The organism is Pseudomonas sp. NPDC078700 (assembly GCF_044542375.1).
Taxonomy (GTDB): Bacteria; Pseudomonadota; Gammaproteobacteria; order Pseudomonadales; family Pseudomonadaceae; genus Aquipseudomonas.
On record NZ_JBITUI010000001.1, the window covers coordinates 40,432 to 61,828 of the forward strand.

The following is a 21,397-nucleotide window of genomic DNA, read 5'->3' on the forward strand; positions in this document are numbered from 1 at the left end:
GACTGTTTCAGCGTGAGTCCTGCAGTGTTTTATCCAAAACAGCCTAGCTGGCTGGCCGTAGTGCATTGATTAGCGGCTGCAGCGAATAACCCAGCGCAGGCGCTAAACGCTCAGCACGCGCCTGCAAACCTGGCATGTCCAACGGCTGTTCTAGATCAGCAGGCACCAGCAACATGACATTACCCTCTTTGACAGGGCACTCCCAATAATGCCGATTGAACAGCCCACGCAGTAAGGCCGCGCCCAGCGGCTTGCCGTCATCAGCCGCCCACTGGTTGATAATCAACCAGCCGCCTGGATTGAGCTTGCGTTGACAGTCTTCAAGAAAACGCCACGCCAAATGCGCAACACCCGGCCCATGGTCGGTATAGAGGTCAACAAAAATCAGGTCGGCAGTTTCTGCGCTTGGCAGCAGCTCCATGGCATCACCGATGCGCACGGTTAACCGCGGATCATCATCAAGCCCTAGAAACTCGATGGCAAGGCGCGGGACATCTGCTCGCAGCTCGATGGTTTCAACGTCATCTAGAGGCAAGAATTTCAAGCATGCCTGGGTCAGATTGCCTGCGCCCAGACCAAGAAAAAGTGCGGTTTCAGGCGCTTCATGGGCCAGAGCCCCAAGGAACATTGCCCGCGTATAATCGTATTCGAGCCAGCTCGGATCTGCGGTAAACACGCAGCTCTGCTCAATTGCATCGCCAAATTCGAGAAAACGGTACTCACCGATCTCGACCACCCGAATCACGCCAAACGCGTCATGCACTTCAGCCAACAGGCGCTCGTCTTGCAATTCATCTTCCGGAGGTAATCCAGGCATCACCCGCTCTCTACCGTGACATCCCTGACCAGGAAACGTCGGGGAAAGGCGCAGATTGTCATTGAAGAAGACCCTCAAGGTCACGCAATAATTAATACCGGCAAACGAGTTCCACATAACTCACTCGCTGCTCAGACTTAAACCAACAATAAGATCGTCCGAGGTCACATATGTACGCCATCATCGGCGCAGGCCCAATGGGTTTGTGCACCGCACGCCAGCTGAAGAAATACGGCATCGACTTTATTGGCTTTGAGCTCAATAGCGATGTGGGCGGTTTGTGGGACATTGATAACCCGCACAGCACCATGTACCAGTCTGCGCACTTGATCTCATCAAAGGGCACCACGCAGTTCAGTGACTTCCCGATGCGTGATGATGTGGCACCCTACCCTCACCACAGTGAGATGCGCCGCTATTTTCACGACTATGCCGAGCATTTCGAACTGCGCCCGCACTATCAGTTCAACACCCGGGTGGTGGAAATACAGCGGTTGGACAAAGGCTGGAAATTGATCAGCGAACACAATGGCACACAACGGACGTGGCAGTTCGACGGCTTGCTGATTGCCAACGGTACGCTGCATAAACCCAACATCCCCTCGCTGCCGGGTGAGTTCAGCGGCGAATTGATGCACTCCAGTGAGTACTCAACCCCTGCCGTATTTAGCGACAAGCGTGTATTGGTTGTCGGTTGTGGCAACTCAGCCTGCGATATTGCTGTCGACGCGGTGCACCGCGCAGCCTCCGTTGACCTGTCGGTGCGTCGAGGCTATTACTTTTTACCCAAGTTCATTCTTGGCAAACCAACGGATACCTTTGGCGGCGCGGTCAAGTTGCCACGGCCAATCAAGCAATTTATCGACGGTTTGATGGTCCGTGCCCTGGTTGGCAAACCCTCCAACTACGGCCTGCCAGACCCAGACTACAAGTTGTATGAATCCCACCCCGTGATGAACTCGCTGGTCTTGCATTACCTCGGTCATGGCGACATTAAGCCACGTCGCGACATCGCCAAAATCACTGGCCAGCAGGTGACCTTCAGCGATGGCGAAACGGCTGAGTACGACCTGATTCTGCAAGGCACCGGCTACAAGCTCGACTACCCGTTTATCGCCCGCGAACACCTCAACTGGCCAACCCAGCTCGGCGCACCGCAGCTGTACCTCAATGTCTTTCATCCTGAGTACGACGACCTGTTTATGATGGGAATGGTTGAAGCCTCAGGCCTCGGCTGGCAAGGTCGCGATGAACAGGCTGAGCTGGTCGCGCTGTACATCCATCAATTGCAGCAAGGCAGCACTGCTGCCAAAGCATTCCAAGCCACCAAACGAGAGCATGCGAGCACCCGCCTTGATGGTGGCTATAACTACCTTGACCTGGAACGTATGGCTTACTACGTGCACAAAGACACCTACCGTCTGAGCATTGCTAAACACAGCCGCGAACTGAAAAGTGAAATGGCCAGCCAGCCTGCACCACTTATGCCGCATCGCGCACTGTAAGGACGATTTGTGGAAAACGTAGCGATTCAATTCGACCCATCAAGCTTGATCCTGATCAACATCATCTTGTCGGTGATGATGTTCGGTGTCTCGCTTGACCTCAAAACCGATGATTTCAAACGTATCGCCCGTGAACCCAAAGCACCGGCCATTGGCCTGGTTGCGCAATTCATCCTGCTACCGGCCCTAACCTGCCTGGCCTGCTGGGCGTTAAAGATACAACCGATGCTGGCCATGGGCATGGCACTCGTTGCAGCCTGCCCGGGGGGCAGCTTCTCAAATATCATGACCTGGATGGCCCGCGGCAATGTGGCAGTTTCGGTGAGCATGACCGCTGTCTCCAGCGTCGCTGCCAGTGTTTTGACACCTCTGAACTTCACCCTCTACGCCTGGCTTAACCCGTATACACGGCCGCTGTTGACCGAGATTTCAATTGATCCGCTGAATTTATTGCTGATGGTGTTGCTGGTTCTAGGGCTGCCACTGGTGCTGGGCATGTGGGTCGGCAAACATTTTCCAAGCCTGTCAAAGCTTATCGAAAAACCGCTACGCATATTTGCCTTGCTGGTCATGCTGGCATTTGTTGGTATCGCCTTTAGCAAGAACCTGGAGCAGTTCCTGAGTAATTTCCATTTGTTCTTCTGGTTGGTGGTTGCCCATAACGCCCTGGCGTTGTCCACTGGCTACATCAGCGCGCGCCTGAGTGGCTTGCCAGCCGCTGATCGACGTGCGATCACCCTTGAGGTGGGCATTCAGAACTCGGCCTTGGGGCTGGTGATCATCTTCACCTTCTTTCCCCAAGCCAGCGGCATGTTGTTGATCGCGGCGTTCTGGGGCTGCTGGCACCTGGTAACGGGCTTGAGCCTGGCTTATTTCTGGTCCCGCAGGCCGCTCACCTGTGACGCCAAGGCACTCAATAGCCTGACCGCTGTCGGAGATAAAATGCCATGAAAGTCGTCCTTATTACAGGGGCCGCCAGCGGCCTCGGCTGGGAGCTTGCACGCGCCTGCCATCGTCGCGGTCACGCCCTGCTGCTGACGGATATAGACGCAGACGGCCTTGCCGCTCGAATCACCCAACTCGGCGGCAAACAGCTGCTGGGCATTGCTGGAGATATTACCGACCCAGAGATTCACACCCAGCTACTGCAAGCCTGCACCGAGAAATTCGGGCGTCTTGATCTGCTGATTAACAATGCGGGCATCACCCATCGCTCCCCCACGATCAAAACCCAGCCTGAAGTGTTCCGCAAAGTTATGGCTGTCGACTATCACGCACCACTGGAGCTAACGTTAAGCGCCTTGGCGCTATTGCGTGAAAGCGCTGGGCAAGTTGCGGCGATTGGCTCCATGGCCGGTTGGATGCCGGTGCTTGGCCGCGCAGGCTACTGCGCAGCGAAAAGCGCCCTGAGCCAAAGCTTTGAAGTGCTACGCGCTGAACTTCGCCAAGACGGCATCGGCATGTTGATGGTGTACCCCAGCTTTCTCGACACGCCGATTGACCGCAACGCACTGGGCGCGGATGGCAAACCTGCTGGGCATGCACGCTCGACCATTGGCCAAATTCGCGGTGCAGACTGGATGGCCGAGCAGATTTTACAAGCCTTGGAGCAGCGCCGTGAACGCCTGTTTCCGGATCGCGGCAGTTGGTTTGCCAGTGTCCTCTGGCGCCTTGCACCGGCGTTCTATTACAAAAAAATGAGTCAACGCTTTGCCGGTGAAATGGCTTAGAAACCCTACATTTGTCACTTATTCAAAAGAGAACACCTAATGGAACTGGCTTGGATTGCCCTTGGGGTATTCATATTGCTGGCCTATACGCTTGAAGCAATCACCGGTTTTGGCAGCATTGTCATTGCCTTGTCACTGGGCGCACTGCTGCTGCCAATTGGCGTGCTGCTGCCAATTTTGGTACCGCTTAATATCTGCATGACCGGCTACTTAAGCTGGAGATATCGCAAGCTGATTGACCGTAAATTGCTGTTGGGCATGATCCTACCCGGCATGGCTGTCGGCACGGTGATTGGCTATGCCTTGCTCCCTATCATCGACGCGCAACTGGCCAAACGCGGGCTTGGCGTGCTGATATTGCTATTCGCGGGGCGCGAGTTGTGGCGTCTACGCAATGCCCACGTCAGTGTGGCACGTCCACTTTGGCAAAACCGGGTGATCACAGTTGCCGCAGGCATCAGCCACGGGCTGTTTGCCTCTGGCGGCCCGCTGCTGGTCCATGCACTGGCTGGCAACACCTTGGATAAAAGCCGCTTTCGCGCCACCTTGGTATGCGTTTGGTTCAGTCTCAACTCGCTGCTGACGCTGGCCTTTATCCTCGACGGCAGGATCTACCCCACGCTGCCACAAGTGATGGTCTATGCGCCGCTTTTACTCGTCGGCATCTGGCTTGGAGAGCGTCTGCACAGGCACATCAACGAGCAGTATTTCCGCATCGCCATTTACAGCCTGTTACTCGTCACTGGCAGCTTGCTGCTGATCCCGCGCTAAGCGCCTGGAGCGTCTTATGAACTACGACATAATTATAAAAAACGGCCTGTACTTCGACGGCAGCAACCAGCCCGGACAACCTCGCCACGTAGGCATCCGTAATAGCCGCATCGATGCCATCAGCCTCAGCCCATTGGATGAACGCGGTTGCACACATGTCATCGACGCGAAAGGCAAATGGATCACGCCTGGTTTTATCGAAATTCACTCGCATTACGACGCTGAAGTCATTGCCGCACCGGCGCTAAAAGAATCCGTTCGCCACGGCGTGACAACCGTTACCGTTGGCTCCTGCTCAATCAGCATGGTGCTGGCCGATGCCGAAGATTGCTCAGATCTGTTTACCCGGGTTGAAGCCGTTCCGCGTGAATACGTGCTGCCCATTCTGCAAGAAAAGAAAACCTGGCGTGACGCGGCCGGCTACCGCAGTTTTTACAACCAGCAGCCACTGGGCCCAAACCTGTGCTCATTTCTCGGCCACTCAGAGCTGCGTGTAGCGGTGATGGGGCTGGAGCGCGCCACCAGCAAGATCAAGCCCAGCGAAGCCGAACTACAACGTATGGAACAGTTGCTTGAGGAAGCATTGGATGCGGGTTGCCTCGGCCTTTCAGTGATGACCACTCGTCTCGATAAAATGGACGGTGACCGCGCATGGTCAAGCCCGCTGCCATCCACGTTCGCCAACTGGCATGAGTTCTCTCGCTTGTTCGCCATCCTGCGTCGGCGTAACGCGGTGATGCAAGGCGCGCCTGATGCAGTCACCAAGATCAATGTGTTCGCCTTTCTGTGGCAAGCCCATGGCTGGTTTCGTCGTCCCTTGAAAAGCACAATGCTGACTGCGCTGGACCTCAAGTCGCAACCCATGCTGCACCGTTTCACACGCTTCTCGGGGTGGTTGGCGAATAAAGTGTTGCGCGCCAACTTTCGCTGGCAAACCCTTCCCGCGCCCTTCATCTTGAGCTTGGAAGGCCTCAATGTGAACGCATTCGAGGAGTTCGGCGCGGGTGAGATACTGCGCAACCTCAAGGAGCCTGATGAGATCTATGCCAAGGTCAATGATCCCGAATTCCGTGCGCTGTTTAAGAAGCACGTCAAAGCTATCTTTACCATCGGCTTGTGGCACCGCGACTTCTCGGATTGCTGGGTCACGGATTGCCCTGATGCCTCGATGATCGGCAAAAACTTCGAGCAACTGGGTCGCGAACGGGGTGTTGATGCCGTTGATGCCTACTTCGACATCGCCAGCCAGTACCGGGATCAACTCAAGTGGCAAACCTGCTACGGCAACCATCGTCCAGAGGTCATGCACAAGCTGCTCGCCTGCGATTGGACTCAACCCGGTTTTGCTGACTCCGGGGCGCACTTGCGCTCTATCGCTCAGTACAATTTTCCGTTGCGCCTGCTCAAGTACGTGCGTGATGCCGAACAGGCAGGCAACGCCTTTATGGATACCGGACGTGCAGTCCACCGGGTCAGTGGTGAGCTGGCCGATTTTATCGGTATCGATGCGGGCTATATTCGCGTAGGGGATCGCGCTGACGTGGTTATCGTCAACCCTGAGGGCCTGAGCGCTGAGCTGGACGCCATTTGCGAAGCGCCCATGGAGGTGCTGGGCTTGCAACGGGTAGTCAAACGTAATGATGATGCCGTCGATTACACGCTGATCAACGGCCGCATTGCCTATCAACGCGGCCTTGAGTTCCCTGATGAACTTGGCAAGCAGCAAGGTTTTGGCCAGTTTCTTGAAAGTCAGGACGTGCTCGAACGCCAGCGAAGTTCACAGTCGACGGGCCTTGATCCAGCCATGGCTTAATCATCGGCACATCAGCCAGCGGAGAGACCGCTGGCCACTGCACTTACTTGGCTTGCTCGACCTCAGACTCGACCAGATTAATCAGCTGCTGAGAGCCGAAGCTCGGCAGCGATCTGCCATTCACAAAAAAAGTCGGCGTCTGCCTGATGCCCACTGCTTTTGCATCGGCTGCGTCCTTTTCCAGGGTCGAGGTTATTTCCGCGCTCATCATTTCTGCCTTGGCTTTGCTTACATCCAAACCAGCCTGTTCAGCAGCAGCCCAAGCCATGGTGACTTGTGGGTCGTCATGCCATTGCGGCTGTGACGCCATTACCGCCTCCAACACCTCGGCATAAAGACCCTGCTTGCGTGCGGTTTCAAGGATGCGTGCGGCAGTTTCCGAGCCTTCGTGGAACAGCACGTAACGCAAGACCAAGCGCACATCATTGGGGTTGTCAGCCAACAGTTTTTTTACCAGCGGGAAGAAGGCTCGGCACGCCTCACATGAAGGATCAAAAAACTCGACGATGGTCACAGGGGCATTGGCAGCGCCTATCACCGGTGAGTGAAAGCGCACCAGTGAACTGGCGGTCGGCGGCGAGGCAGTGGTTTGTTCAGGCGATTGCGCCGACTTAAACCATATTGCTGCAGCGGCGAAAGCAATTACCAGCACGCTGGCGATCACCAGCACAGTCATTCGTCTGCTCATTGAGTAGATCTCCGGGAAAGAATAAGAACAAGGGTACAGATCAGGCTGAATACGATCAGCGACAGTGCTGGCAGGGCAATGCCGCCTAAAATCGTCATATTGCTACCGCTGCAAGAGCCACCCGCACCACAGGGCTGGATGCTGTCGCCAAAAACGCCGAAATACACCAAGCTGTGATAAAGCGCGACGAGCCATCCAAGCGTTGCAACAGGCAATGCATAGCGCCACACGGCGGTATCTGAGCGATAACAGGCAACACCCAGAATGATCACCAGCGGAAACATAAAGACCCGCTGAAACCAGCACAGATTGCAGGGTGTTTGCCCCATAACCTCACCGATAAACAGCGCACCCAGGGTTGCGGCCAACGCCAGTGCCCATGCGCCAAGCAATAGGTGCCAAGAGCTGATTGTGCGAGTGGCGGTCATGGTTGCCACCCTGGTTTTGCAGTGCGCGGGAGGTAACGGAAATGCGTATGTACAGGTTGCGACTGTGCAAGCAGCACCGTCGCCCTGTCACGAGCAAGCAATTGCATAAAATGATTCCAAATTGCAGATAGCTGGAGCCGCAATGCGGCCATGGATCAAATCAGCAATAGGCTTCTAGGAGGACGCTCAATCGGCTCAATAAATCCAATGGGGCCCGCGCTCACTGCACTGTCATTTGGTACAGGTGCGCGCGAGCGGATTGGTAGCGCATAGGGCGCGACCAATGAAGGCGGTTCGTGGGCGTGATCTGCGGTAGAGGACGATTGATTATCAGCTGTGCACAGCACGCAGGAGGTTGAAGTTCCTAAACCTGAAGCGGCTTCAGCTGTCGGCGCATCAATACCGGTCAGCAACGCGCTGGTCTGCCAAAGCCAGACCATTAAAAAAGTCAGGCTCAATGCGCGAAGCATTTTCAGTGAGAAAGTGCGGCGAGGCATTCAAGGTATTCCATGCAAGCAAAGCGACCGTCGCGCAGCGAGCACTGTGCAGTTAAGGGGATTGCATTCGAGCACAGCCTTGGAATCCTGAGCAAGAATTTGCAGCCAGCCCAGCGCAGCAATTGATTACCGATTGCTACAAAGCGCACTACCATCCCTGCGCTGCTAATAAACGGCTCAAGCTAATACGGGCGTTAATAATCGATATACGCGGTCTATCGCAGCGATTTTTTTCAAGCGCTCAGCCAATCGGTTAACATGCACCCCTGCTTAACTTATGGAATTGAGAACCGCGATGTCGCAACCTTGGAGTCCCGAAAGCTGGAGAGCACGTCCGATCCAGCAACAGCCGCAATACCCAGACGCAGCCCACTTGGCAAAAGTCGAGCAAACCCTAGCCGGTTATCCGCCGCTGGTATTTGCAGGCGAAGCCCGAGAGTTGCGTCGTCAGTTTGCAGAAGTGACCCAAGGCCGTGCATTTTTACTGCAAGGCGGCGACTGCGCAGAGAGTTTTGCCGAGTTCAGCGCCGGTAAAATTCGCGACACCTTCAAGGTGTTACTGCAGATGGCCATTGTCATGACCTTTGCTGCCGGTTGCCCAGTGGTCAAAGTTGGACGCATGGCTGGCCAGTTTGCCAAGCCGCGCTCAGCCAACGACGAAACCATTGATGGAACCACCCTGCCGGCCTACCGCGGTGATATCGTCAACGGCATCGGCTTTGACACAGCAAGCCGCGTACCTGACCCGGAGCGCCTGCTACAGGCTTACCACCAATCAACGGCTTCGTTGAATTTATTGCGCGCGTTTGCCCAAGGCGGTTTTGCCGACCTGCATCAGGTGCATCAGTGGAACCTCGACTTTATTGCCAATTCAGACTTGGCTGAGAAGTACAGCGCCCTCGCCGACCGAATTGACGAAACCCTGGCCTTTATGCGCGCTTGCGGCATGGATGCTTCGGCGCAAGTGCGTGAGACCAGTTTCTTCACCGCCCATGAGGCGTTATTGCTCGGTTACGAGCAAGCCTTTGTGCGCAAAGACAGCCTCACCGGGCGATTCTACGACTGCTCAGCGCATATGCTCTGGATTGGTGATCGCACCCGCCAACTCGACGGTGCTCATGTTGAGTTCCTGCGCGGCGTGGAAAACCCAATCGGAGTGAAGGTTGGTCCAAGCATGGACAGTGAAGACCTGATCCGCTTGATTGACATCCTCAACCCTGAAAATGATCCAGGTCGCCTCAACCTGATCGTGCGCATGGGGGCTGACAAAGTCGAAGCCGGTCTGCCGCGTCTGATTCAAACCGTGCAGCGTGAAGGTCGCAACGTGCTCTGGAGTTCAGACCCCATGCACGGCAACACCATCAAAGCGTCAAGCGGCTACAAGACGCGTGACTTTGCGCAAATTCTTGCTGAGGTAAAGCAGTTTTTTGCAGTGCATCAGGCTGAGGGCACTTACGCTGGCGGTATACACATTGAGATGACCGGGCAAAATGTCACCGAATGCATCGGCGGCTCACGGCCGATCACAGAAGATGGTTTGTCTGATCGCTACCACACCCATTGCGATCCACGGATGAATGCAGATCAGTCGCTGGAATTGGCGTTTTTGATTGCTGAAACCCTGAAGCAGGTTCGCCGCTAAGCACGCCAAACGGTGGATGATGCCTTTTTCATCCACCGTTGCGGCCTCCAATAGTTGCGTGCTTTTCGGCAACCACGGTGGCCAAGCTTCGCGTTGACACACCCTACAAAGGCCACCATTGACATATCAACACGCACCGCTCCCGTAGGGTGGGTGACGCCTTTTTCACCCACCATTGCGGCCTCCAATAGTTGCGCGCTTTTCGGCAACCACGGTGGCCAAGCTTCGCGTTGACGCACCCTACAAAGACCACCATTGCCGCATGAACACGCGCCGCTCCCGTATTTTTCATCCACCATTGCGGCCTCCAATAGTTGCGTGCTTTTCGGCAACCACGGTGGCCAAGCTTCGCGTTGACGCACCCTACAAAGGCCACCATTGCCACATCAACACGCACCGCTCCCGTATTTTTCATCCACCGTTGCGGCCTAGAATAGTTGCGTGCTTTTCGGCAACCACGGTGGTGGCCACTGCCCGCCAGTTCTGGCTGTCACATCACCCAGCCAGAACTGTGCATCGACAAAGAAAATGCACCAGCATGGCTCAAGACTGCCTTTCATTAGGCTTGTTCATACGTCGATTAGCGCTCAATTGATTCGCTTGGACACCTATTGCAGACGCTGGCACGCCCTCTGCAATGTCAACATCTAGCAATGCCTTGCTTCGTCAAAGCGTTGGCAGACGCAATCCGCGGTGGCGAGTATGCTGTATTCGCGCAAAAATGGATGACCGGCACAACCTTGGAGTGCATCACTTGCCATATCAAACTTCAATAGGTGCCCTGCACTATCGCTTTGAAGACCTCAAAACCTTGCTCGCCAAAGCCAGCCCGGCGCGCTCGGGTGACTATCTAGCAGGGCTTGCAGCTGCTACCTACGAAGAGCGCATGGCAGCAAAAATGGCTCTGGCCGATGTCCCGCTAAAACAATTTCTCAATGAAGCATTGATTCCCTATGAAGCCGATGAAGTCACCCGACTGATCATTGATCATCATGACAAAAGCGCATTTGCCCCCATCAGCCACCTGACCGTGGGGGATCTGCGGGACTGGTTGCTACTCGACAGTACAGACAGCAGCGTACTTGCCGCCGTGTCACCAGGCATAACGCCGGAAATGGCGGCCGCCGTGAGTAAGCTCATGCGCAACCAAGACCTGATTCTGGTGGCTAAAAAATGCCGCGTGGTCAGCGCATTTCGCAATACCATCGGCCTGCCCGGCCACTTATCCGTACGCTTGCAGCCCAATCACCCCACCGATGATGTTCGCGGTATCGCCGCCAGTATGCTCGACGGCCTGCTCTATGGTTCCGGCGATGCGACGGTTGGGATAAATCCGGCCAGCGACTCGCTGTCGACGCTGATGCGCCTGTGGCAAATGATGGATGAAATTCGCCAACACTTCGATATACCCATGCAGAGTTGCGTGCTGACCCACATCACCACCCAAATCCAAGCGATAGAAGCCGGTGCCCCCATCGACCTGGTGTTCCAGTCGATTGCCGGCACAGAGAAAACCAACAGCAGTTTCGGTGTCAGCCTCAGCTTGCTACGTGAAGCCCATGAGGCCGCGCAGTCACTCAAACGCGGTACTGTCGGCGACAACCTGATGTACTTCGAAACAGGCCAAGGCAGCGCCTTGTCTGCCGGTGGTCATCACCATGTTGATCAGCAGACCTGTGAAGCACGGGCTTATGCGGTCGCCCGCGAATTCAAACCATTGCTGGTCAATACCGTGGTCGGGTTTATCGGACCCGAGTATCTGTATGACGGCAAACAGATTATTCGCGCGGGGCTGGAGGACCATTTCTGCGGTAAATTGCTCGGCCTGCCGATGGGCTGTGATGTCTGCTACACCAATCACGCCGAAGCCGACCAGGACGACATGGACACCCTGCTGACGTTGTTCGGCGCTGCCGGGATTAACTTCATCATGGGCATTCCTGGGGCCGATGACATCATGCTCAATTACCAAAGCACTTCATTTCACGACGCGCTCTACTTGCGCAGCGTGATGGGTTTGCAGCGTGCACCTGAGTTCGATGCGTGGCTGGCACGTATGGCCATAACCGACACCAGCGGCAGACTGCGCGATATTGGTCGCGGCCACCACCTGCTGCAACAACTGCCATCTATCTCTGGCGCGGCGTAAGGGCATAGCTGATGACGGACAATGACCTCTCACTGATTCAAGATAATCCTTGGGATGAACTACGCGCCCACACCTCAGCGCGCATTGCCCTCGGTCGCGTGGGCTCAAGCCTGCCAACCCATGAAGTGCTCAAGTTTGGATTGGCCCATGCACAAGCCCGTGATGCGGTACATCGACCCTTGGATTTCAATGATCTCAAGCACCAATTGAGAGCCGAGAGCTTTCGTACCCTGCAAGCTCACAGCAATGCTGAAGACCGGCAAACCTATCTGCTACGCCCGGATTACGGACGCCATTTACATAATGACAGCCGGCTTTATCTCGAACATGAACTGGCCGCGCCTGAACTGGCAATAGTCATCGCAGACGGTCTCTCGTCGATCGCGGCGCAACGCCATGCACTACCGCTACTGCTGGCGTTCCGCGAGCAGTTCGATACCGACTGGGCCAACACCCCTGTGGTGCTTGCCGAGCAAGGTCGAGTGGCAATCGGCGACGGTATTGCAGTCGCACTGCGCGCCCGCATGGTTGTTGTGATGATTGGTGAGCGTCCCGGTCTTAGCTCACCCGACAGTTTGGGGGTATACCTGACTTTCCAACCCAAACTCGGCAGCATGGACAGTCAACGCAACTGCATCTCAAATGTACGTCCACAAGGCCTTCCGTACACTCAGGCAGCCATAAAACTCAACTACCTGGTCCGTGAGTCGCTGCGACTGCAACTTTCAGGGGTTGCGTTGAAGGATGACAGCAACCTGCTGAAAATCTGAACATTAACCTCAGCCATGCAACCGCTCTAGGCTCTGTACGAAAAGTCGTTGAGCGAAGGTCAGGCACTTTCGTACAGAACCTAATACCGGCTTGAGCATGAGACTGCTACACCGAATGACAGCCTGCAAATCCCAGAGTAAGCTAAGTGTTCACCCCCTGCTTGGGAGCCGAGCATGCCTTGGTATATCTGGTTACTGATTATCGTTGTTTTAGGTTCGATCGTTGGCGGCTTGATGATGCTGCGAGACACTGCAAAACCGCTCAACCTGACCGATGAGCAACTTAAGCGCATCCACAAACGCAATATTGAGCAGGACGCCAAGGACGCGCAGGACTCTTGAGTTTGTGCATTTCGACCTACTCAGCTTGGCTCTGAGTAGGTTGTTCTTGAGCAGTCTGTGCGGCTGCTTTTCCTAGGTGCACCTCAGACTCCACCTTGATGTCATAGGGCGCAAAAATCTTTTCCAGCTGCCCTGACTGACGCAAGGCTTCAAGCAACCGATGAAACTGCAGTGCACTGATCGGCGCGTCGGGCCGCAAAATCGCGTGGTGCTTATAAATTTGATCGACACGCCGCGACACTAACAAATTGTCCGCATACGCTGGGTATTTCTTGAAGAAAACCTTCAGATACGAGCGCGTGACCAAGGCAATGTCGACCCGTCTGTGCGTCACCATCAGGATGTTACCGTCAAGGGAATAACCGACAATCGCATTATGCTTTTGAGCGAGATAATCCGGGTCAGTATTGAAGCCTGCGATCGCATAGTGGTAACCGTTATACAAGGCCAAGCGCTTACCCAGAATCTTGTCGAAATACGACTGTGTTCTGCTTTTCGCGGTGCGCGCGACGAACACCTCGGCATCTTCAAGCCCCATATCAACCGTTTGATGAGGAACCTCCTGCCAGCCCCAGCCAGGATTCTCAAACAAATTGATATCGACCCGCCCATTGTTTAAGTCAGCGTAACGGCGCTGCAAAGAGGTCGGGACGATTTCAAAGTGAAACTCAGACTGCTGACGATTCAATGCACTGATCAGCTCGGGCATTAAGCCACGGCTGGACACTTCATTCGCGCCAAATACATAGGGAGGGAAGTACACACCACCGACATTAACGAGCTGCGCTGCCAACAAGGGACAAGAGCAGACCATCAACACAGTTAAAAGTAAGGACTTAAACATAGGCTAGTCTACCTGAACATCCATATTGGCAAATAGCCACTAACCCGAACTCTACCTGAGTCGTTAAGGTTAAAAAATCACCAACCTGACCGTTTAGCCAAAAATGGCGCGTTTTAGATACTCTTCGTCCTTTCTCGTCACTTTTTCCTGTCAGTCCTTCAACACCAGTGATAAGGCCTCTTCAGCCAACTGATCAAGCCCCATTGGTCCTTCAGAGCGAAACCAGGTCGTGGTCCAGCTCAGCGCACCTGTGAGAAAGCGGCGGATAATAAATGGATCGGCTTTAAAGTAGCCCTCATCTTTGGCTTGCGACAAAACCTCCAGCCAGATCTGCTCATAGGTCTCACGCAAGGCCAAAATATGGTCTCGGCCCTCGTCAGATAACGATCGCCATTCATAAACCAACACCGCCATGGCTTCGCCAGTACCGCCCATGATCGACTGCAACTCACAGCGGATCAGGGCCAGAACCCGCTCACGCAGCGTGCTTGCTTCACTTAGCGAGGCCTGCATCAATGCGGTGTTATAGCGAACCGTCTCCTCCATTACCGAGCGCAGGATTTCATCTTTGCTTTTAAAGTGATGAAAGATACTGCCCGACTGAATTCCAATCGCGCTGGCCAGATCACGTACCGTGGTGCGCTCGTAGCCTTTGCTGCGAAACAAGTGCGCCGCCATCTGCAGTAATTTGCCCCGGGCGCTTTCGGGGTCTGTCACCAAACCTCTGGCGACCAGATCCTGCATGACTGCCTGGGCCTTCAAATCATCCAAACCGGTACTCCTTGAAATATCTGCCTGCCACTTGCCCAGGTACAACTTTAATCAAAAGTACTCGGCAAGTACCTGAAGGCATTAACTAAGATCAATGGCCACAGAGTAAACCAAGCAAGCGCTTGGCACTACTTTCGCCTAGAAAAATAGAACCAAGGGCTTTTCAACCAAGCGCTTGCTTGGTAGTGTTGGCAGCACATTTTCAGCATGTTGCGGGCCTACTCTAATGACCAAAACCGTACGCATCGGCTGCGCCTCTGCATTTTGGGGCGATACTTCGACTGCTGCAGACCAGCTGGTCAACGGCACACCGCTTGATTATCTGGTGTTTGATTACCTCGCCGAAATCACCATGTCGATCATGGCTGGGGCGAAAATGAAGAACCCTGATGCGGGCTATGCCACTGACTTCGTCGAGACCTTGGCCCCGCTCCTGAGTACCATCGCCAGCCAGAACATCCGGGTTATCAGCAATGCGGGAGGGGTTAACCCTCAGGCCTGCGCAGCCGCCTTGGCAATTGCCTGTGAAAAAGCCGGGGTCAGTTTAAAAATCGCCGTGGTGCAAGGTGACAACTTACAAAGCAAAGCCTCGGAACTGGCAAAGACAGGCACTGTTGAAATGTTTACCGGTGCAGCCATGCCGCCTCTGTGCGTATCGGTAAATGCCTACCTGGGCGCACCGGCCATTACCAGAGCACTCGAACTCGGCGCAGATATTGTAATTACCGGCCGTGTTGTCGACAGTGCAGTCGTCAGTGGTGCTTTGGTGCATGAATTCGGTTGGTCGTGGAGTGACTACGACAAACTCGCCCAGGCGGCGCTTGCCGGACACATCATTGAGTGCGGCGCACAGTGCACGGGCGGCAACTTCACCGATTGGCAGGATGTCCCTGACTACGAGCACATCGGCTTTCCGGTGGTAGAGGTCAGCGCTGATTCAAGCTTTATCGTGAGCAAGCCGCAAGGCACTGGGGGGCTGGTCAGTCCGCTGACCGTCGGCGAGCAAATGCTTTACGAAATTGGCAATCCCCACGCCTATTTACTGCCAGATGTGATCTGCGACTTCAGCCAAGTCAGCTTGCAGCAATCTTCACCCAACGCTGTTGCTGTCAGCGGTGCAACAGGTTTGCCGCCCACCGACAGTTACAAAGTCAGCGCCACCTACCCTGATGGTTATCGCTGTACCGCCAGTTGTTTGATCAGCGGAATCGATGCCGTTAAAAAAGCCCAACGGGTCAGCCAAGCAATCATCGCCAAGACCGAAGAAATATTCGCCGAGCGCGGCTGGGGCAAGTACCGCGAGGTCAATATTGAGCTTCTCGGCAGCGAAACGACCTACGGCCCACATGGGCAACGCAGCGATACCCGTGAAGTCGTGATAAAGCTCGCTGTGCGTCACGCCAAGAAAGAAGCCCTGGTGCTGTTCTCACGTGAGATTGCCCAGGCTGCGACGGGTATGGCACCAGGCCTAACCGGCATTGTCGGCGGCCGGCCAACCGTTTACCCGGTTATCCGGCTGTTCTCCTTTCTGGTCGATAAATCCGCCTGTGAGCTTGACGTCGAGATGGAGGGCCAACGCAGCAGCGTTGCCCTCCCCGCACCTGCAAACAGCCAATTGCAGTTTGCGGCGATTGATCCGCCGACGCCAAGCACGGCTGCACAAACCACAGTCCCGTTGGTGAAGCTTGCGGTTGCGCGCTCTGGTGACAAGGGTAATCACAGCAATATTGGGGTTATGGCCAGAAAGCCCGAGTACATGGCGTGGATCGCGGCTGCTTTGACCGAGCAGGCGGTGGCCGAATGGATGGCACATGTACTTGAGCCACAACAGAGCAAGGTCAGCCGTTGGTATCTGCCCGGCACCCATAGTTTGAACTTCCTGCTTGAAAACGCCTTGGGTGGCGGCGGCATTGCCAGCCTGCGCATTGACCCCCAAGGCAAAGCGTTCGCCCAACAACTGCTGGAGTTTCCGGTGCCAGTGCCCAATGCAATTGCGAGCACCGCCGAGTGAGCGAATTAAGGCGCGTCTCAGTGCTTCCTTTACAAGACGAGAATAACAATGAGCTATAACTCGATTTTTCAGCCTGGCCTGTTTGCCAGCCAAACCATCATGGTCACCGGCGGCGGCAGCGGTATTGGTCGCTGCACCGCTCACGAACTAGCAGCACTCGGTGCCCACGTTGTGCTGGTGGGTCGCACCCTTGAAAAACTCGAAAAAACCGCAACCGAAATCAGTCAAGACAACGGCAGCGTCAGTTATTACAGCTGTGATATTCGTGAGGAAGCGTCGGTCAAAGCCATGGTCGAACGGGTGATTGCTGAGCGCGGGCACATTCACCATTTGGTCAATAACGCTGGTGGACAATACCCTGCGCCCCTGGCTTCAATTACCCTGAAGGGCTTTGAAGCCGTGGTCAAAACCAATTTAGTGGGTGGCTTTTTAGTCGCTCGCGAAGTGTTCAATCAGTCAATGAAAAATACCGGCGGCAGCATCGTCAATATGCTGGCCGATATGTGGGGCGGCATGCCCGGCATGGGCCATTCAGGCGCAGCCCGTGCCGGGATGGAAAACTTCACCAAAACGGCTGCCGTTGAGTGGGGTTGTGCAGGCGTGAGAGTCAATGCGGTCGCGCCCGGCTGGATCGCGTCCAGCGGCATGGACACCTATGAAGGAGCCTTCAAGGCAATCATTCCAGTGCTACGTGAGCATGTGCCGTTGAAACGTATCGGCACTGAATCAGAAGTTTCTGCCGCCATTGTATTTCTGCTCAGCCCCGGTGCCGCCTTTATCAGCGGCACCACAATCAGGATAGACGGCGCATCCAGTCAGGGCACCCGCGCCTTCCCGCTCAGCAAAGCCAAGGCTGACTCAAACCAGCCGTTCAACGGGTTCCACCGCGCTTACCTGCCCGATGTGCTCAAAGGAGAATAACCAATGCCGGTGATTCAATCCGAGATTGATGTGCACAGCAGCGAGTTTGCTTGGAACCGTGAAGCGATGCTCCAAGCCATTGCCAGCTTTCGTGACGCCGAACAAAAGGTGCTTGATAAAGCTGCAGAGGCCAAAGCTAAATTCGACAAGCGAGGCCAACTGCTGCCCCGTGAACGTTTGAGCCTGCTGCTCGACCCGGGCGCACCGTTTCTTGAACTTTCTTCACTGGCGGGCTACAAACTCCATGATGACAAAGACGGCACCCAAGCAGGTGGCGGGATCATCTCGGGTATCGGCTATATCGCCGGTGTGCGTTGCCTGATCAGTGCGAGCAACAGTGCAATCAAAGGCGGCACCATCTCACCAACCGGCCTGAAAAAAACCCTGCGTTTGCAGCAAATCGCGGTTGAGAACAAATTGCCCGTTGTTGCCCTCACCGAAAGTGGCGGTGCCAACCTCAACTATGCCGCCGATATTTTTATTGAAGGCGCACGCGGCTTTGCCAATCAAGCGCGAATGTCAGCCATGGGCTTGCCGCAAATCACCGTGGTGCATGGTTCAAGCACCGCAGGCGGTGCCTATCAGCCAGGCCTTTCCGACTATGTGGTGGTGGTGCGAGGTAAAGCCAAGATGTTCCTTGCGGGCCCCCCACTGCTGAAAGCGGCCACAGGCGAAGTGGCAACCGATGAAGAATTGGGCGGTGCTGAAATGCATGCACAAACCGCTGGCACGGCTGAGTACCTTGCGGAGAACGACGCTGATGCAATTCGCACGGCCCGCGAGATTGTCAGCATTCTGCCATGGAGTGCGCAATTGCCTGAGCGCCCGGCGCAAAGCTATCGCCAGCCGCTGTATGACGCTGAAGAGCTACTTGGGGTTGTACCGGCTGATCCGAAAAAGCCCTATGACGTGCGTGAAATCATTGCACGCATCGCCGATGGTTCGGCATTTCTAAGTTTCAAAAATGAATATGACCAGCAAACGGTGTGTGGCCACCTGAGCATTGAAGGGCAGCGTTGCGGGCTGATTGGCAACAACGGCCCCATCACCCCGCAAGGTGCGGCCAAAGCCGCACAGTTCATCCAGCTGTGCGAGCAAAGCAACACGCCGATTCTGTTCTTGCATAACACCACGGGTTTTATGGTCGGCACTGAATCAGAGCAGCTTGGGGTCATTAAACACGGCTCGAAAATGATTCAAGCAGTGGCCAATGCGACAGTGGCCAAACTGACCATTGTGGTGGGAGGTTCATACGGCGCAGGCAACTATGCAATGTGCGGGCGCGGCCTTGATCCGCGCTTTATCTTCGCCTGGCCCAATAGCAAAACTGCAGTCATGGGCGGTGCCCAAGCGGGCAAGGTGCTGCGTATCGTGACCCAAGCCAAACATGAAAAAGAAGGCAAAGAAGCCGACCCCAAAATGCTCGACATGCTTGAACAGGTCACCGCGCAAAAACTCGACAGCCAATCGACTGCGCTTTACGGCACGGCGAGCCTCTGGGATGACGGCCTGATCGACCCACGCGATACCCGCAAATTACTGGGTTATCTACTCGATATTTGCGCGGAAGCGGCCATTCGCCCTCTTAAAACCAATAGTTTTGGCGTGGCGCGTTTCTAGCCTGCCGAGCCGACTCAAGCCCACTTTGCTCTGGAGAATAACAAGATGATCTTCACTCAAGAACACCAAGAGCTGCGCCGCACGGTTAAACATTTCGTTGATAAAGAGATCAACCCCTATGTCGATCAGTGGGAAAAGGACGGGCGCTTTCCCATCCACGAAGTGTTTAAAAAAGCCGGCGATCTAGGCTTACTGGGTATCTCCAAGCCCGAAAAATTCGGCGGTATGGGCCTCGATTACAGCTATTCCATTGTTGCGGCAGAAGAGTTCGGCACCATTCACTGCGGTGGTGTACCCATGTCCCTTGGTGTGCAAACCGATATGTGCACCCCTGCCCTTGCCCGCTTCGGCTCCGATGAACTGCGCGATGAATTTCTGCGCCCGGCCATCAGCGGCGAAATGGTCGGCTGCATCGGGGTCTCCGAAGTGGGGGCCGGATCAGACGTAGCAGGCCTGAAAACCACAGCGCGCAAAGACGGCGACGATTACATCATCGACGGCAGCAAGATGTGGATCACCAACTCACCGAGCGCCGACTTCATCTGTTTACTGGCCAATACCTCAGACGCCAAGCCCCACGTCAATAAGTCGCTGATCATGGTGCCAATGAACACACCTGGCATCACCCTCAGCCCGCACTTGGACAAACTGGGCATGCGCAGCTCAGAAACAGCCCAGGTGTTCTTTGACAATGTACGTGTGCCACAACGCAACCGTATAGGCCAGGAAGGCGCTGGTTTTATGATGCAGATGCTGCAGTTTCAGGAAGAACGTCTATTTGGCGCAGCCAATATGATCAAAGGCCTGGAGCATTGTGTCGAAGCCACGATTGAATACTGCAAGGAGCGCAAAACCTTCGGCAATGCGTTGATCGACAACCAGGTGATTCATTTCCGCATGGCTGAACTCGCTTGCGAAATCGAAGCCCTGCGCGCACTGGTCTATCAAGCGACCGAGATGTATGTCGCTGGCAAAGATGTGACCAAACTGGCCTCGATGGCCAAACTCAAGGCTGGCCGTTTGGGCCGCGAAGTCAGCGATAGCTGCCTGCAATACTGGGGCGGAATGGGCTTTATGTGGGACAACCCAGTGTCACGGGCCTACCGTGATGTGCGCCTGGTTTCAATTGGCGGCGGTGCCGATGAAATCATGCTTGGCATCATCTGCAAACTGATGGGCATTCTGCCCGGCAAAAAGAAAGCATGAAGCACGCCGGTTCGATTTAAACCGCCGCCTCAGTCAGAGAGATGATGATGCAAGTACCCAACTTTAAAACCCTGCTTGTAGCGCTCCAGCACGACGTGCTGACGGTGACCTTGAACCGTCCGGAGTCGCGTAACGCCATGAGCTTGAACATGGTCGAGGAATTGACCCAAGTGTTCAACCAGCTTAGCGAGCAACCAGATATTCGGGCCATTGTTTTGCGCGGTGCTGGTGGCCATTTCTGTGCAGGTGGCGACATCAAGGATATGGCCAACGCACGTGCCAAGGGTAAAGACGCCTATCGTGATTTGAACCGCGCATTCGGCCACATGCTTGAACACGCGCAGCAGTTGCCTCACGTGGTGATTGTGGTGCTTGAAGGGGCGGTGTTGGGTGGCGGTTTTGGTTTGGCCTGTATCTCCGATATCGCCATAGCCGCTGACGACGCCAAATTCGGCTTGCCGGAAACCACACTGGGTATTTTGCCTGCGCAAATTGCCCCCTTTGTGGCAAAACGCATAGGTTTAACCCAAGCGCGACGCCTTGCACTAACTGCCGCACGCTTCGACGGCCAGGAAGCTGCACGCTTGGGCGTGGTGCATTTCAGTGAAGCCAACACTGAAGCCTTAGATATCCGTCTCAGCGAGGCTTTAGCTCAAATAAAACGCTGTGCACCTCAAGCAAATGCAGCAACCAAAGCCTTGTTGTTGAACACTGAACTGCAACCACTTGGCGAGTTATTAGATGAAGCCGCACAGACGTTTGCAGATGCGGTAGTTGGCCCAGAAGGCATTGAAGGCACTCTGGCGTTTGTACAAAAGCGCACACCAAGCTGGGCTTTATGAGCCTCCTCAGAGACCCGCAAGGAGTATCCG

General features: G+C 55.0%; 20 protein-coding genes. 14 read left to right on the forward strand and 6 right to left on the reverse strand.

Annotation, left to right across the window (positions count from 1 at the left end; translation table 11 throughout):
* Nucleotides 1-43: 43 nt before the first annotated feature.
* On the reverse strand, nt 44-817 hold the full coding sequence (locus ACIGCM_RS00195; RefSeq protein WP_397500043.1) for a spermidine synthase: 774 nt from the start codon (nt 815-817) through the stop codon (nt 44-46).
* 170 nt (nt 818-987) lie between these two features.
* On the opposite strand from ACIGCM_RS00195, the gene ACIGCM_RS00200 reads away from it, so the two are divergent.
* From ACIGCM_RS00200 to ACIGCM_RS00220, 5 genes are read left to right on the forward strand one after another with little or no spacing between them, the layout of a single operon-like run.
* Nucleotides 988-2,322: a flavin-containing monooxygenase gene (locus ACIGCM_RS00200; RefSeq protein WP_397500044.1), complete on the forward strand. Its 1,335-nt coding sequence runs from the start codon at nt 988-990 to the stop codon at nt 2,320-2,322.
* A gap of 9 nt (nt 2,323-2,331) precedes the next feature.
* Entirely contained in the window at nt 2,332-3,273 is a 942-nt protein-coding gene (locus ACIGCM_RS00205; RefSeq protein WP_397500045.1) for a bile acid:sodium symporter family protein, read from the forward strand.
* On the forward strand, nt 3,270-4,052 hold the full coding sequence (locus tag ACIGCM_RS00210) for an SDR family NAD(P)-dependent oxidoreductase (protein WP_397500046.1): 783 nt from the start codon (nt 3,270-3,272) through the stop codon (nt 4,050-4,052). Before ACIGCM_RS00205 ends, ACIGCM_RS00210 begins: the two co-directional genes overlap by 4 nt.
* Nucleotides 4,053-4,091: 39 nt before the next feature.
* Nucleotides 4,092-4,823: a sulfite exporter TauE/SafE family protein gene (locus ACIGCM_RS00215; RefSeq protein WP_397500047.1), complete on the forward strand. Its 732-nt coding sequence runs from the start codon at nt 4,092-4,094 to the stop codon at nt 4,821-4,823.
* Nucleotides 4,824-4,839: 16 nt separating this feature from the next.
* Complete coding sequence (locus tag ACIGCM_RS00220; RefSeq protein WP_397500048.1) at nt 4,840-6,636, forward strand: amidohydrolase family protein; 1,797 nt, start codon at nt 4,840-4,842, stop codon at nt 6,634-6,636.
* A gap of 43 nt (nt 6,637-6,679) precedes the next feature.
* Here ACIGCM_RS00220 and ACIGCM_RS00225 read toward each other — a convergent pair whose 3' ends face one another.
* The 3 genes from ACIGCM_RS00225 to ACIGCM_RS00235 form a co-directional block, all read right to left on the reverse strand.
* Nucleotides 6,680-7,324, reverse strand: coding sequence for a DsbA family protein (locus tag ACIGCM_RS00225; protein WP_397500049.1), 645 nt, complete (start codon nt 7,322-7,324; stop codon nt 6,680-6,682).
* The gene (locus ACIGCM_RS00230) at nt 7,321-7,752 is read right to left on the reverse strand and encodes a disulfide bond formation protein B (protein ID WP_397500050.1); all 432 of its coding nucleotides are present in this window, start codon (nt 7,750-7,752) and stop codon (nt 7,321-7,323) included. The genes ACIGCM_RS00225 and ACIGCM_RS00230 overlap by 4 nt, the downstream gene beginning before the upstream one ends.
* Before the next feature lie 155 nt (nt 7,753-7,907).
* On the reverse strand, nt 7,908-8,249 hold the full coding sequence (locus ACIGCM_RS00235; RefSeq protein WP_397500051.1) for a hypothetical protein: 342 nt from the start codon (nt 8,247-8,249) through the stop codon (nt 7,908-7,910).
* A 295-nt stretch (nt 8,250-8,544) separates the two neighbouring features.
* On the opposite strand from ACIGCM_RS00235, the gene ACIGCM_RS00240 reads away from it, so the two are divergent.
* From ACIGCM_RS00240 to ACIGCM_RS00255, 4 genes are all read left to right on the forward strand, one after another.
* A complete protein-coding gene (locus ACIGCM_RS00240) occupies nt 8,545-9,891 on the forward strand; it encodes a class II 3-deoxy-7-phosphoheptulonate synthase (RefSeq protein ID WP_397500052.1) in 1,347 nt (448 codons plus the stop codon).
* Nucleotides 9,892-10,645: 754 nt separating this feature from the next.
* A complete protein-coding gene (locus ACIGCM_RS00245) occupies nt 10,646-12,040 on the forward strand; it encodes an ethanolamine ammonia-lyase subunit EutB (RefSeq protein WP_397500053.1) in 1,395 nt (464 codons plus the stop codon).
* 11 nt (nt 12,041-12,051) lie between these two features.
* Nucleotides 12,052-12,810, forward strand: a complete 759-nt coding sequence (eutC, locus tag ACIGCM_RS00250) for an ethanolamine ammonia-lyase subunit EutC (RefSeq protein ID WP_397500054.1) — start codon at nt 12,052-12,054, stop codon at nt 12,808-12,810.
* Nucleotides 12,811-12,984: 174 nt separating this feature from the next.
* Entirely contained in the window at nt 12,985-13,152 is a 168-nt protein-coding gene (locus tag ACIGCM_RS00255; protein WP_010488787.1) for a DUF2897 family protein, read from the forward strand.
* A 16-nt stretch (nt 13,153-13,168) separates the two neighbouring features.
* On the opposite strand, the gene ACIGCM_RS00260 is transcribed toward ACIGCM_RS00255, so the two are convergent.
* Nucleotides 13,169-13,996 (reverse strand): substrate-binding periplasmic protein, encoded by an 828-nt coding sequence (locus ACIGCM_RS00260; protein WP_397500055.1) that lies wholly within the window; start codon nt 13,994-13,996, stop codon nt 13,169-13,171.
* 150 nt (nt 13,997-14,146) lie between these two features.
* Nucleotides 14,147-14,767, reverse strand: a complete 621-nt coding sequence (locus ACIGCM_RS00265; RefSeq protein ID WP_397500056.1) for a TetR/AcrR family transcriptional regulator — start codon at nt 14,765-14,767, stop codon at nt 14,147-14,149.
* A 226-nt stretch (nt 14,768-14,993) separates the two neighbouring features.
* On the opposite strand from ACIGCM_RS00265, the gene ACIGCM_RS00270 reads away from it, so the two are divergent.
* Genes ACIGCM_RS00270 through ACIGCM_RS00290 form a run of 5 tightly spaced genes read left to right on the forward strand, consistent with a single transcriptional unit; the run spans nt 14,994 to nt 21,367 of the window.
* The gene (locus tag ACIGCM_RS00270) at nt 14,994-16,778 is read left to right on the forward strand and encodes an acyclic terpene utilization AtuA family protein (RefSeq protein ID WP_397500057.1); all 1,785 of its coding nucleotides are present in this window, start codon (nt 14,994-14,996) and stop codon (nt 16,776-16,778) included.
* 48 nt (nt 16,779-16,826) lie between these two features.
* Nucleotides 16,827-17,699, forward strand: coding sequence for an SDR family oxidoreductase (locus tag ACIGCM_RS00275; RefSeq protein ID WP_397500058.1), 873 nt, complete (start codon nt 16,827-16,829; stop codon nt 17,697-17,699).
* 3 nt (nt 17,700-17,702) lie between these two features.
* Complete coding sequence (atuC, locus tag ACIGCM_RS00280; RefSeq protein WP_397500059.1) at nt 17,703-19,319, forward strand: geranyl-CoA carboxylase subunit beta; 1,617 nt, start codon at nt 17,703-17,705, stop codon at nt 19,317-19,319.
* Between the two features lie 45 nt (nt 19,320-19,364).
* On the forward strand, nt 19,365-20,525 hold the full coding sequence (gene atuD / locus ACIGCM_RS00285; RefSeq protein ID WP_397500060.1) for a citronellyl-CoA dehydrogenase: 1,161 nt from the start codon (nt 19,365-19,367) through the stop codon (nt 20,523-20,525).
* A gap of 44 nt (nt 20,526-20,569) precedes the next feature.
* The gene (locus ACIGCM_RS00290; protein WP_397500061.1) at nt 20,570-21,367 is read left to right on the forward strand and encodes an enoyl-CoA hydratase/isomerase family protein; all 798 of its coding nucleotides are present in this window, start codon (nt 20,570-20,572) and stop codon (nt 21,365-21,367) included.
* Nucleotides 21,368-21,397: the final 30 nt, after the last annotated feature.